Genomic DNA, 13,839 nt, shown 5'->3' with positions numbered 1-13,839 from the left:
GATCAGAACATTAGCCATTTATATCCGAGAAATACGGTCCAAGGATTAACCGGACGTTCGGCATTTCCGCCATTCACACGTCCGCTATCGTAAAAGTCACCCAGCCACATATATGCCGCATGGAGTTCTAGGTTCATGTATACCTTCGGAGCCCAGCTCAACCTGCCATTGGCCTCAACTCCCATTAAGAATCCACCGTTGGGCGGCGCAACATTACTAATGGCAGATGCCGCACCAATCTTCGCGTTTAACTTGTTCGGAATGATGTCATGATAAAGATTAACAGTACCTCCCGTAAGTCCGTACCCCAAGTTGGATACATCATTAACAGCCGCTACAAAACGGTTTACAACATTCCCATGTGGGAACAGGATATAGGCACCATGGCTAATCCAAACACTTACAGGAGAACCCCAGTTATTCCCTGTCATCACTCCGCTGTAGTGGTTGTCATTGATACCATTCCCATCTCCAGCTGTATAGAGGAAATCCACCGTCAAGACATCCCCTTTCGTTATACCGTAGCGATACCCACCGTGCAAATTCACTGCTAGACCTCCAATGGAAGCGCGTTGAGCGTAATTTTCGTTAGCGACTAAAGTGTCTACCGAACCAAGGTTGTACTTAACGAAACCTGTTGTCATAAAGCGATCACTGGTGTAATTCACGTTTCTACTCCAAAAGCTCCCCAACCAGAAGATATCAGCTCTATAGGGATTACCTCCTAAAGGAAAGCGGAATGTACCGTTGTATTCACTGAGGGTAGAGTTCAAACCCTGACCAAGAATGGAGGGTCCTCCCTCACCATTGGCACGGTCGCGTACGTAATTCACACTTCCACCCCAGCGCCAGTTCTGGGTAATGTCACGTTCGTACATCACCTCGTACATACTCACGTCATCATTCTCCTGAACTTGATTTTCATAGAACTTCCATGCTCCAAACTTCCAACGGTTGTAATCGCCTTGGTAACGAGCCGTAATACCAGAAGCATCGGTCCCCCAATACATTAAACGATAGCCCGTTTGTGTTTGGTAATCAAACAAGGTACGGTAAGGGTTGTACGGATTGTCAAACATGCGTTGAAGCCCCAGATTAATGGTCCAATTCTTAAATGGAATAAACTCCAATTCAACGTTTTGAGTCTGAATGTTTACTTGATCTGCTGAAACCGCTCCCCCAAAGTTACCCCCTGTTCCATATGCCACATCTCCCCAGGTAAAATCGATTTCAAAAGAAGCGCGCAAAACGGCCCTCCCGTTGAATAATTTAGGTTGATAGATAAAGAATGGAAGAAGACGCTGTTCCACATATAGCGATGTATTCTCCGCCGAAGTTTGCGTAGTATTTTGACCGAACAATCGACCAATCACCTGACCTTTGAGAAAGTCGTTAGTGGGATAGTAGTTTGACGAAACCGCCTGGCTATACCAATACGCGATAAACTGAAATTCGCGTTCGCTATCCTGTGGAAGTTCCTTGTCAAAAACACTCGTCCCACCTGCTGGCTCAACTTGGCCAAAAGCCACACCAGTAGACAAGCAAATGGCAAGTAGTAATTTCTTCATGGCTGTTGGATAAAGGGCATGAAAAAAGCGGATTCCCCGATCATTCGACCGGTTTGATTTCGGTCAATCGGAAAGTCCGCCTTTTCCAATACTCAAAAGTTTTGGTTACTCAATCTTTTGATATGTCTGAACATTCATCATTCCCAGAGCACCTCCATTGGTACTACCGAATCCGCCTGCAGCTGTAGGAGGAACAGCACCTATATCTGGGTTGGTTTGAACAATTTCGTACAACATCGTTGAATTGGTGACTTCAAAAATACCTTCGCTATCCAAAGCCGCAGGAGAAGATTGGTTCACGGTGATGGTCCAGATATCACCAACTCCTGATTTGGTTTGAGTATACACACCTGAAAGTGTCAATTTTGCACCAGTTGAATCATACTGCTCTACAGTATAGCTCATATCCATAGCGAAATTCGCATAGATGGAATCGGTTCCGAACAATGCTGCGAGAAGAGGGGCAACATCGTCACCAGATGATTGCCATTCGCCTTGTATACCCTGCGCCGTGTTGTTGTTATTGTCGTCGTTCGTTTCGTCTTTCTTACAGGACGTCGCGATCACTGCAAAACCTACGAGTGCGAGCGATAGGTTGATTAATTTCTTCATTTTGACTAGTAATTATGGGTTGTTATGGGTTACACTCAAGTAACTTCACACTAAGTTAATATTGTCTCTATCCCACATCACCTCACTCTATCGTTCGTCTAGATTGACCAAAGAGTAACATCTGGGCCATCTTGAAAATAACATTCTGTGAATCAAACCTCTAGAACTTCATCAAAGATGGCTGACTTTCCTTTTTTCAACACTTGTGGAGCTACTTCTATCAGCTCATCATAGATGCGCTTTACGCGTTCTGCACGCTTCCCAGAAAGCTCCACACCTCGCAAGGCCGACTTCATATCTGCTATCAGTGAATCCGGATCACCTCCATGCTCAACAAATCGAGCAATACTGATATACCAGCTTATTGTGGGGAGATATGAATGACTACTTCGGTTTGCTCTATCTAAACTCTCAATCTTAAAATGGTGATCGAGATATAGCAAACGACCGTATTTCTCTTGTATCATAAGAGATCGGAAGTAGGCCACAAAGAACAAATGCCATCTTCCGTTCATCACTTGTTTAGGATATGCCTTTAAGTACGAATCGGCAAATGCCTCTGCTTCCTTCACCCTTCCTATATCAACCATACACTTGATGTAAAAGGCGATAAAACCAACCTTGTTGTGCAAGCTGTTGGTTTGTCGCATCTCGGGAAAAGCCTCTCGAAGCAAACCCAAGGCACGTTCGGACTTACCTTGGCGAATGAGTACGGCTGCCAGATTCGTCAAATAGAAGAGATAGTCGGCATTCTTATACTTGATGCTCAAATAGCCAAACTGCTCCGCTTCATCGAGACTATTGAATCGGCTGGTATACAAAAGACGATTGGCGTAATAATTTGCCAAAATCCGCTTGGAGTAATAGCGACCTTCCACAAAACGGTCATCAATATAATTGTACAACCCTTCTAGCTTGTGGTAATCACCGCGGTTGGAGTAAAGCAGGGACAATCGAATAAAGGCAGAATACTGATTCATTCCATCTATATTCTCACTGTAAACCACTCGCGTTAGAAAATCTTCCCAACCCAAATGCGTTTCCGAACGGTTTCGATATTCGCTGATGATATCCGAAGTAGCCTGCTGTAATTTATTGAACACCTCTTGGGCATATTCAAAGTTGGCTCTGTACTGATCGAGGTAAGCACCCACTTTAGCTCCCGCATTTTCTCTGAGGCGAATCAAGAGGAAATGCTCATAATGCTGGGCTAATTCATAGATCTTGCGGAAGTAATAATGAGAAGGAACACCGCGCTGTAGCCACTTTTGAATTTCGTTCTCTGTGCGTTTATCTACTTGATCGAGCAGCACTTTAGCCTCAAGCTCTTGAATCACTCTAAGTTGATGATCGACGTCTGCTTCATTCAGCTTCTCATCTATCCATTTCTTCAAGTTGGAATACTTGCGCTTGTCTATGGATTCATCAAAGGCCCGTGGATCTGCGCGATGGTCTAAATTGTAGAGAATCACTTCAAAAATCCCCTTGTTCTCTGGGGTTTGAAAATTCTCAATACGCGATAGGTAGTAAACTTCGTGCGGAAAGAGGTTCTCTGCAAACTCGGTGAATTTGGCCAACTTCTGCTTCATTCACTAAAGATAACAAACGTGAGGATTGACTTATCAAGAGGTCAGACAGAAAAGTGATTATGCTTCCGCTAACCCCTTCTTGTCGATTTTCCCCGAATCCGTTTGAGGTAATTTGTCGGTGAACACAAAATGTTTAGGAACCTTGAACTTAGCCAATCCCTTCACACAAAAAGCCTTCACTTCCTCTACTGTCATTTCGGCGTTTACCACCAAAACCGCTTTACCTACTTCACCCCATTTCTCATCGGGAACGCCTACAACAGCCACTTCCACCACATTGGGATGCGTCACTAAATATTTTTCAATCTCCGCTGGATAAACATTTTCACCGCCTGAAATAAACATGTTCTTGATGCGATCTACTACATACAAATAGCCTTCTTCATCTTTGCGAAGAAGGTCGCCTGTTTTAAACCACCCATCCACAATGCTCTTCTTGGTTGCCTCCGGATTCTTCCAATACCCTGGTGTCACCACTGGGCCTCGCAACCAAAACTCTCCAAGTTCATTCGGCCCTGCCTCACTACCATCCTCCTTCACCAATTTGCTCTCAATGTAGAAATTCGGAAATCCGATGGAGCCCCTCTTGCGAATAGCGTCCTCTGCCGGTAACGAAGTGACGTTTGTTCCCACTTCTGTCAAGCCGTACCCTTGACGAATCATCACATTTTTCGACGCCCATTTTTCAATCATGGGAATTGGCAGGGCTTCTCCCCCCACAATAAAATAGCGGAGCTTTTCAAGCGTTACGTGGTTAAAAACGGGACTATCTGCCAACATCTTAACCATCGTTGGCACCGCCATAAACAGCGTAGTTCCTTCTTGCTCCAACAGTTCCAATACACGATCTGCCTCAAACTTGGGTAATAGAGTGACTGAAGCGCCAAAGTGCAAAAAAGGAGTGGTCAACACGTTCCAGCCCCCAGTGTGAAAAGGTGGCATCACCATTAACGTATGATCAAAGGCCGTGATGTGAAGTCGAAGGGCCGTATTGAGACTATTCCACATCATCATTTTGTGCGTGTACAGAGCTCCTTTGGGAAATCCTGTAGTCCCAGAGGTATACAAGATGAAGATAGGATCGTCCATATCCGGACCACCTGGCAAATCCCCATCAATTTGAGTTAACGAAAAACGGTGAATATCCTCATTGGTCAACGAAAGAATGCCGAGACTTTGGTTAGCATGGTTGGCGAGGCTAGCATATTTGTCTTCGTATACCAGAAGGATGGGTTCACTATTGTTGAGCAAGTATTCAATTTCTCTTGGAGCCAAGCGCTGGTTAAGAGGAACCAGTACAAAGCCCAGCTTTTGCGCCGCGGCGAAAAGAATAAAATACGGCATACCGAAATCCGACACCACTGCAATGCGGTCACCTTTCTTCAAGCCGTGATTTCTGTGCAGGTACAAGGCGAGTGCTTCGCCCTCTTTATTCAACTCTGCATAGGTGCGGGTTTCTCCGGTTGAAGCGTCTTTCAGCGCCACCTTATCGGGACTGTACACACTCCATTTCGAAAACCAGTCGGTGCTATACATTACTTGTATTTTTAGACTTTGTAAGTTGATGAAAAACAACGGCAATTACCACTGCTGAGAGAATTGCAAAGGTTGCTGGAATAGCTGGATTTCGAGTTTCCATTTGCATATAACTACCCAATCTCAAATAGTAAATGCCAAAGTGAACCACAACGGCTGCTACCGCTGATAAAAACACAGTCTTGCCACTAACCGATGGGAAAAATAGACCCATACAAACTGGAATAGAGGCTGCTGCGAAATACGCATAAACTCCGTTTTGAGCGAAGATGGCAACACTCAAATTTGGGTGCACAATTTGCTGATAGGAAAAAGCAAAAGCCACAACGGCTAGCAGTACGATCACCCATCGATTCAACACGACCTGTTTCTTCATTTCCTCCATATTCTCGGCTTTCTTTCGACCCGATAACGGAAGTATGATATCCGCTGTAATGGTTGTGCTTAGAGATTGAATCAATCCTTCAAGCGTAGAGATACCGGCAGATATCAATCCCAAAACAACCAAAAGTCCGAGATATACGGGAAACTCATTTACCACGTATGTAGAGACCACTTCATCCACCTTGATAGGCGCCCCCCCCATGGTTAGGTCTGGAAATTCAAGTCTTGCGTACAGTCCAACAAGCACAACGAGGAAGAAGAGAATCTCCACCGTTATGCCTGTGAACAAGTACTTATTGACATCTCTCTCATCCTTGAGGAGAAGCGATTTGGTAATGATGTGAGGCTGGAATATCACCGCTATCCCGATGATAATCTGACAAAAAACAATCTCAAAATAGTCGCGGAATAGCGGACTAGAAGCATCTGTGGTTTGAATTAACTTCGAATCGATCGCGCCCAACTTATCGATGAAGCCATGAACCCCATTGCTGAAGTGTTCATAGCCAGAACCCAATAAGATAAAGGCTACTACCAACATAAGAAGGGCTTGAATAGTATTGGTGTAAACCATAGAATTCGCACCTCCAAACATCATGTACCCAAAGACGAAAACCACAACGCCCAGTAAGACATAAACAGGATCAGCATCCAAACTCTTCGAAATCACTTGCGTGAGTCCCACGCAAATCAGCACAATGAAAGTGATTAATAACATCGACAAAAACGCAAAAAAGCGTTCCATTCCCTCGTGCTTAAACTTCGACCCCATCCACTGCGCCATTGTGAGGGCTTTGGCTGTACTTCCGTGCTTGCGAAATCTCTTAGTTAGAATTACCAAGGAAGCGAGAGCGGCCACAGGCATTACAAGGGCGTACGACAAAACGCCAGGAATGCCGAAATAAGCAATGATTCCTGGATTGATGATAAACGTTGCCGCACTGGTCATCGACGCTGCCAACGCCAAGCCTATGGCCACGGGAGAGAAAGCAATACTTCCTAAAGCATAGTCATCCATATTCTTGGTCCGCAGTGCTCCGCGGATCACAAAAAACAGAATGACTCCCATATAGAGAACAAGCAAGGCTGCCGTTGCCCATACCATCGATGATGACGCAGATTCTGTCATAATTCAAACTGGAATTAGGCGGTTTCCTTCAGATGTGTATGAAATACGGCAGCAAACTCGGATGGTTTTTCAATGTAAGGGGTATGTCCTGTTTCTTCAATAACTACCTCTTTGTAAGTAGCTCCTCCCTCTTTCAACTTTTCAAGTACATAGCGAGTTTGAGCAATCATGGGTTGTGAAGGATAGACTTCCTCACCTGGATAACCTGGAATCAAACCCAATTTCCCCAAAGTTCCCATCTCGAAGAAAGAGTTGTCTGATACAATTTGATCATCGCTACCTCTCACCCATAAAATGGGAGTCTGGATTCCCGACTTCATCAATTTCTCAGCAGCAGGAATTGCGTATTTAGGAGAGCTCGCATTCACAGGACCATAAATCCCAGGAGCCACATTCGGCCAATTTTCTGATGCCACAAAATCTCCAGGGTAAGCATCCTCACCTACGCGTTCTGAAATCATGGAAAGCAGAAGCTTTTCTTCACGCGCCGGACGGAACGGTGGTTTCCAATAAAAACTGTTCATCACTACCCGTGGACTCGCATTTGGATCTTCTTCCGAAGTGTCACCTTCTTTCATTCTACGCGCGAATTCTGCATTCACCGTTCCTCCTCCACTTCCCGCAAAATCTGAATAACACGGGGTACCGATTTCATCCTTTGTTCCTCCAAAACCAAAAGGTGATGCAGGAGCAACCAGAGTTGCACTTACAATGCGATCTGGAGCGATGGTTAAGAGGTTATATACGGCTGAACCTCCCATGGAATGACCAACAACATGGCACTTTTCCACTTTCAGTTCATCCATGAGTTCAAGAATATCAGTCGCCCATTGAAGGCATCCCTGAGTGGCATCGTGAACGACAGGTTCTGTTTCACCATACCCTCTTAAATCTACCGCGATGGAACGATAATTTGGTGGAAGCATCTCCATTTGTTCTTCCCAAAAAACGCTGCTACTTGCATTTCCGTGAATGAATAGAACCACCTCATCTGAAGATACATCGTTGGTAATGATATGCTGAGTGAGGGAGGGCGTTTTGATCTTCTTTGTGTGCAACATCCGTTTTCTTTTTGAGCATTAATACTGAACGAGGCTACCAGCAAAGGCTAGTCCGCCGCCCGAACCGATCAAGGTGATCAAATCACCTCTTTCAATTTCTCCAGCTTCTACTGCTTGGTTGAGTGCCATTGGAATCGCCGCCGAGCCAGTGTATCCATTCTTGTGCATGATGTAAATAGCGCGATCATGTGGCAACCCCAGAATGTCTAACATCTCATAAATACTGTTGATGTTGATTTGAGTCATGAAGAACATCTTTACATCCTTCACTTCTTTTCCTGCCTTCTTGGCCATCTCTTTGGCCATACTCGACCACATGGTTGGATTGAGCTCTTTCGGGAATTTCTTTACGAATTGCAGCTTGTGTTCACCCCGCTCCACCACATCCGCAGTAATTGGCGTATTCGAACCTCCTGCATAGATCCCCATCCATTCATTATACTGACCTTGGGTCATTTGAAGAGATGCCAATTGTCCCACATTCTCTTCTTCAGTAGCCGACAAGACGACTGCACCAGCCCCATCGGCAAAAAGCGTCACCGTCTTCTTGTCGTGAAGGTTTAAGTACTTGCTCATGGCATAGGCGCCAATCACCAAAATATGCTGATACTGACCATCCGCCTGGATGTACTTAAAAGCAGTATCCATGGCAGAAACAAATCCTGCACAAGCTGTATTCACATCGAAACTTCCCGCATTCTTTGCTCCCAATCTATCTTGTAGAACAGATGCGGTTGAAGGAGAAATATATTCAGGAGTATCGGTAGCAATGATTATCAAGTCGAGATCTTCTGCTGAAATGCCTGCACGCTCTATGGCCATACATGCGGCCTTTTCGCACAAATCAGCCACCGACTCATCTTCCGCGAGCCATCTCCTTTCGAAAATCTGAACATTCTCACGTAACCAAGTATCTACATCTTCCCCTAATAATTCGTTGAAATAAGCATTGGGAACCACACGATCTGGGGATGCTGAACCTGTTCCTGTTATTCTAGCATTTCTCATAGAGGAAGGTTAAATAGTTACTGCGCCATCAACACTCAACACGGTTCCTGAGATGAAAGAAGCTTCATCGGAAGCTAAGAAAGCGTATGCATTTGCGATATCTTCTGGCTGTCCTAGACGCTTGAGCGGTGCCTTGTCCTTCATCATATCTAACACTTTCTCTGGCATGGATTTCACCATATCTGTAGCAATGAAACCCGGTGCTACTGCATTGGACGTAATTCCATATTTGCCAAACTCCTTCGCCCATGTTTTGGTCATTCCAATCACCCCGGCTTTCGTTGCCACGTAATTGGATTGTCCGAAGTTTCCATAAAGTCCAACCACAGATGAAGTATTCACAATTCTCCCGTAGCCGTTGTCCTTAAAATGTCCGGCCAATGCACGAGTGCAGTTGAACACCCCTTTCAAGTTTACGTTGATCACGGCATCCCATTGCTCGTCGGTCATTTTCAAAAGAGTGGCATCCCGAGTAATCCCAGCATTGTTCACCAAGATATCTACCTTTCCAAAGTCGGCAATCACCTTCTCGGCTGCAGCATTCACCTCATCCGAATTTGCTGTATTCACTTTGTAGAAAGATGCTTTACCATCCATGGCTGCAACGAGAGCATTGCCATGCTCCTCATTCATATCCCAGATAGCAACACGAGCGCCTTCTGCTACAAATTTTTCGACGGCTGCTTTACCTATACCGGAGGCGCCACCAGTGATGATAGCCACCCTATTATCGAGTCTTTTCATGATGCACAATATTTTACTACTAAGTAATTAAAGTGTGAAGAGGACTGCGGTGAGTCAAGGTGACACAGCAAGGCTGACTAAATTCTAATATAAGCCTTCTAAACATTCTTATCTCTTGATAATGAACACAAAAGAATCCCACTCCATCATACTGACTCACCGAAATTTCGTCCACTTTAATGCGAAGAAGTGTACATCACACCATTCTTCACGATCACCTTTCTTCAGGTGATTGAATATTCAACTCAACTTTACAAGTCATTAATATCAGATAAACGTGAATATGACATCTTGCACAGGAATGTAACAAGACATTCCAGATTTTAGGACAGTTATTGTATCTTAACCTCACCTACAAACAACTACATGGAATTTACGATAGAGACTAAACTTCCTGCATCTCCTGATGATGTTTTTGACGCATGGTTAAGCAGCGAAAAGCACAGCGCCATGACGGGTTCTCCTGCACATGTTAGTGCGGAAGTTGGTGGTAGATTTCATGCTTGGAATCAATACATTTCTGGCACTAATTTGGAGATTGATAGAAAGACGAGAATTCTTCAGGCTTGGAGGACTACAGATTTCAAGCAAAAAACAGAGGATTCTTTAGTTGAAATTACCTTTCAAAAATCTGGAGAAGGATGCTTGGTCACTATTCATCATAGTCACTTATCTTCAGATGGCGCGAAGTACAAAAAAGGATGGGAAGATTACTATTTTGATCCAATGGAGCGTTACTTTTTAAGTCTCTAATCATAAAACCGCTCTTTCTTGTTCGTACTTACTATCACAGCCTTTTGTTTGCCTAGTCTAGTACTACTCATCAAAACAGCCAAAAGGTTTAGTCGGCCAACTTATCAATTCCACCCAATACTTGAAGTATTGATAGAGTTGGTCATTTTCATTTTCAATCCTATCGTCTTCTTCGCCGCATTCGTCGTGGATAATCATGATTGTTGTGCATCCTCTGCATTCAATACGGAGTATCTACCGGAGTTTTACATCCTCTGCATTCCCGTACTTTCTATCTCATTAGCTTACAAATACAGCAGGTCACCATGGCCTCCTTTCATGGAGTTGCTGGGGGGAGGTAGTGTACTTCTCTTATTTCTACTAAACACCGCCATTGGGATTCAAATTATTTCCAGTGATCAATCGGGAGGTTGGATTCCTATCCTCATTGGCAATTCCCCTATCTACCTTTGGTTATGGCACGTCATGCAAGCCCGTCTCAATATGAATGGAGGGAAACAAGAATCCTATGAAGACGAAGAATACTTGGATCTTCCCGAGAATCCCAAAGGACGTTACTCGTTTGAACGATTTGCGAATCAAATCCTGAAGTATTTTATCGGTCTCCTGCCTGTGAGCTTTCTAATTTACCTTGTTCAATACATCTTCACCCAACGTCCGGATGGTATGATCAAGTTGTTCACAGAAACATACTATCACACCTTCTCTACACTCACCCCACTCTGTGAAAATGTGGATTGTGGCGGCCATTACCTCTGTAGTGTGGCAGCCAACGGAAACCCAAGGTTTGTCGGTTCGAAGCGAGTGGGCATCCGCAATAGTAAATTGATTGCCTGTAACCGACAATTACTCGTCTGTAATGCATTCGAGCAGTGGCTTTCCGAAGTATCTCCAAAAACTCATCAATGGATTCGCAGGCACTACGACAAAGTCGGCGACCACATTCACAAAAACTACGATGTATACAAAGACCGACGAATTTCGCACCTAGTTTACCTTCTCATGAAGCCACTCGAATGGACATTCACACTGATATTGTATTCAGTTGATATTCAGCCGGAAAATAGGATAGAATTGCAATACACGAGTAAAACTCCTCTTTCGGAACTAACCCAATCATCATCCAAATGAGAGGAATTCGCTTTATCAAAAAGAAGCGAGGTATTCTTCTTCTCACTCTATTCATCGTTGGCTACTTGACACCAGATGGAGCGCACATGCCCGTGGATGGCGCTACATCTTCAGACTATCATCCCGATTCCTTTTGGTATTATCCATGGGGGAAATCTGTCACACACAAAGGAGTGGACATTTTCGCTAAAGCGGGAACTGTTGTAGAATCTTGTACACGCGGAATTGTTCTTTACACAGGCACATTAGAATCGGGAGGGAAAGTTGTTATTGTTTTGGGACCCAAGTGGAGGATTCATTACTACGCCCACCTTGATAGTATAGAAACAAGTCCACTTACTCTTGTGGGTTCTTCAACCTCCATCGGAACCGTTGGCAGCACTGGAAATGCTCGCGGAAAAAGTCCCCATCTGCATTATTCTGTGTTCTCACTAATGCCACGACCTTGGAAAATAGATGGAGAGAAACAGAGATGGAAGAAAATGTTTTTCTTAGATCCTATCGGGCAATTCTAGCCAATGAACCTGAGATTTGTTCAGGGGCCACCCATCCTCCTCCCGCAATTAAGTTACGAATCACCTCATTCATCACCTAGGGATAGACGTTTACAATCAACTAGTTTTCAACATGATAATATTGCAGACTGAGATCAGTATGGTTATCCATTTCAAAGTGTAACTTAAGACTGGGGCGGGACGGTAGTCCCCTTACTCACCCAAGACCTCTGTGTCCTGAAAGAAATTGTTGCAACTCTAGCCAAAAACTTGGTAGTTCGATCAGGGGCCACCCATCCTCCTCCCGCAATTAAGTTACGAATCACCCAATTCATCACCTAGGGATAAACGTTTACAATCGACTAGTTTTCAACGAGATAATATTGCAGACTGAGATCAGTACGGTTATCTATTTCAAAGTGTAACTTGAGACTGGGGCGGGACGGTAGTCCCCACATTCTTCTATCAAATCACACCTGTCCTAAGTTTTGAAATATTGAGTTTTCTTTAACCTGATCCTAACCGAAGCCACATTTTTCTGTCGCAAAAAAACGTAGCTTTGAATAGACAAAACCAAGCATGCGCCGCCTTCAAATCCTAGAGAACATACGAATTGCCATAGATGCATTAATGACGCAAAAACTGCGAGCCATCCTAACGGCTTCTGTCATTGCGATTGGTATTATGGCTATGATGGGAATGCTTACAAGCGTTCGATCTCTTGAACAAGCAGTCACGGATAATTTCTCTTCACTCGGTGCCAACACGTTCACCATTCAAAGCCGTGGTATGAACATACAAATTGGCCGACGAGGCTCTCGCCCGAAGACGCACCCGCCCATTACTTGGGACCAAGCCAATGATTTTGTTAATCGATTCCAGTATAATGGCGCCACTTCTTCTCTGTCTTACCGCGTAACAGGAGCCATGGAAGTCAAACATGGTTCTAAGGCGACTGATCCCAATGTATTGGTCTGGGCTATCGATGAAAACTACCTGCAAACGAGCGGTTACTCGATCAATGAAGGTCGCGGTTTTACAAGACAAGACATTTCAGATTCTCGCCCCATTGTGCTCTTAGGTAAGGACGTTTATGAAAAACTATTTGGAACGGATGAAGCAATTGACACATCTATCTCCATGCGCGGACAGCGCTATCGCGTGGTAGGTATTCTAAACCCCAAAGGTTCCTCATCCATTTTCTCTGGCGATAATGCCGTGCTCATTCCGATCACCCGAGCTAGAGCTAGCCTCACCTCCCCCTCATCAGGCTACAGCATTAATGTGATGACGGGAAATGGCGCCAACTTAGATGCCACCGTGAGTGAGGCGACAGCCGTAATGCGCGCAATCAGAAAACAACATCCACGAGAAGAATCATCCTTTAATATTACCCGAAGTGATGCGCTTAGCTCAATGTTACTAGAGAATAAGAATCAACTCTACATTGCAGCCATTGCTGTTAGCCTCATCACACTATTAGTAGCTGCCATCAACCTGCTGAATATTATGTTGGTTAGCGTTCGTCAGCGTACGCGAGAAATTGGTACCCGAAAGGCTATTGGCGCTAAGCAAAGACACATTGTACTCCAGTTCTTAACGGAAGCGGCGTTAGTAAGTCAGCTGGGTGGCGTAATGGGAATCATTTTTGGAATTATCATTGGTAACTCAGTTGGATCACAGCTAGGAACCACATTTACTGTTCCTTGGGATTGGGTGATTTTTGCAGTGAGTATCACATTTGTAACTGGAGTTCTTTCTGGCTTATACCCTGCAGTTAAAGCGGCTCGTTTGGATCCGATAGAATCCCTTCGTTACGAATAGCGGATT

At 44.5% G+C, this 13,839-nt stretch carries 12 protein-coding genes; 4 read left to right on the top strand and 8 right to left on the bottom strand.

Annotated elements, in window-relative coordinates; genetic code table 11:
• Positions 1–2 precede the first annotated feature (2 nt).
• From F8C82_RS02580 to fabG, 8 genes are all read right to left on the bottom strand, one after another.
• Entirely contained in the window at positions 3–1,568 is a 1,566-nt protein-coding gene (locus tag F8C82_RS02580; RefSeq protein WP_151691867.1) for a hypothetical protein, read from the bottom strand.
• Between the two features lie 105 nt (positions 1,569–1,673).
• The gene (locus tag F8C82_RS02575) at positions 1,674–2,180 is read right to left on the bottom strand and encodes a hypothetical protein (RefSeq protein WP_151691866.1); all 507 of its coding nucleotides are present in this window, start codon (positions 2,178–2,180) and stop codon (positions 1,674–1,676) included.
• Between the two features lie 152 nt (positions 2,181–2,332).
• Positions 2,333–3,769 carry a tetratricopeptide repeat protein gene (locus tag F8C82_RS02570; RefSeq protein WP_151691865.1) on the bottom strand — a complete coding sequence of 479 codons (1,437 nt, stop codon included), beginning with the start codon at positions 3,767–3,769 and terminating at the stop codon, positions 2,333–2,335.
• Between the two features lie 57 nt (positions 3,770–3,826).
• The gene (locus F8C82_RS02565) at positions 3,827–5,305 is read right to left on the bottom strand and encodes an AMP-binding protein (protein ID WP_151691864.1); all 1,479 of its coding nucleotides are present in this window, start codon (positions 5,303–5,305) and stop codon (positions 3,827–3,829) included.
• A complete protein-coding gene (locus F8C82_RS02560) occupies positions 5,298–6,818 on the bottom strand; it encodes a sodium:solute symporter family transporter (RefSeq protein ID WP_151691863.1) in 1,521 nt (506 codons plus the stop codon). The genes F8C82_RS02565 and F8C82_RS02560 overlap by 8 nt, the downstream gene beginning before the upstream one ends.
• A gap of 14 nt (positions 6,819–6,832) precedes the next feature.
• Complete coding sequence (locus F8C82_RS02555) at positions 6,833–7,879, bottom strand: alpha/beta hydrolase (RefSeq protein WP_151691862.1); 1,047 nt, start codon at positions 7,877–7,879, stop codon at positions 6,833–6,835.
• 18 nt (positions 7,880–7,897) lie between these two features.
• The gene (locus tag F8C82_RS02550) at positions 7,898–8,887 is read right to left on the bottom strand and encodes a 3-oxoacyl-ACP synthase III family protein (RefSeq protein ID WP_151691861.1); all 990 of its coding nucleotides are present in this window, start codon (positions 8,885–8,887) and stop codon (positions 7,898–7,900) included.
• A 9-nt stretch (positions 8,888–8,896) separates the two neighbouring features.
• Entirely contained in the window at positions 8,897–9,631 is a 735-nt protein-coding gene (gene fabG / locus F8C82_RS02545; RefSeq protein WP_151691860.1) for a 3-oxoacyl-ACP reductase FabG, read from the bottom strand.
• A gap of 366 nt (positions 9,632–9,997) precedes the next feature.
• On the opposite strand from fabG, the gene F8C82_RS02540 reads away from it, so the two are divergent.
• From F8C82_RS02540 to F8C82_RS02525, 4 genes are all read left to right on the top strand, one after another.
• Entirely contained in the window at positions 9,998–10,384 is a 387-nt protein-coding gene (locus F8C82_RS02540) for an SRPBCC domain-containing protein (protein ID WP_151691859.1), read from the top strand.
• A gap of 18 nt (positions 10,385–10,402) precedes the next feature.
• Positions 10,403–11,515, top strand: coding sequence for a DUF6688 domain-containing protein (locus tag F8C82_RS02535; RefSeq protein ID WP_151691858.1), 1,113 nt, complete (start codon positions 10,403–10,405; stop codon positions 11,513–11,515).
• Positions 11,512–12,030, top strand: a complete 519-nt coding sequence (locus F8C82_RS02530) for a M23 family metallopeptidase (RefSeq protein WP_223279416.1) — start codon at positions 11,512–11,514, stop codon at positions 12,028–12,030. Before F8C82_RS02535 ends, F8C82_RS02530 begins: the two co-directional genes overlap by 4 nt.
• A 558-nt stretch (positions 12,031–12,588) precedes the next feature.
• Complete coding sequence (locus tag F8C82_RS02525) at positions 12,589–13,833, top strand: ABC transporter permease (RefSeq protein WP_151691857.1); 1,245 nt, start codon at positions 12,589–12,591, stop codon at positions 13,831–13,833.
• The last annotated feature ends 6 nt before the right edge of the window (positions 13,834–13,839 follow it).

This window comes from Phaeocystidibacter marisrubri, assembly GCF_008933165.1.
GTDB lineage: Bacteria > Bacteroidota > Bacteroidia > Flavobacteriales > Schleiferiaceae > Phaeocystidibacter > Phaeocystidibacter marisrubri.
Note: the sequence above shows the minus strand (reverse complement) of the source record. Positions and strands in the feature narration are given on the sequence as shown.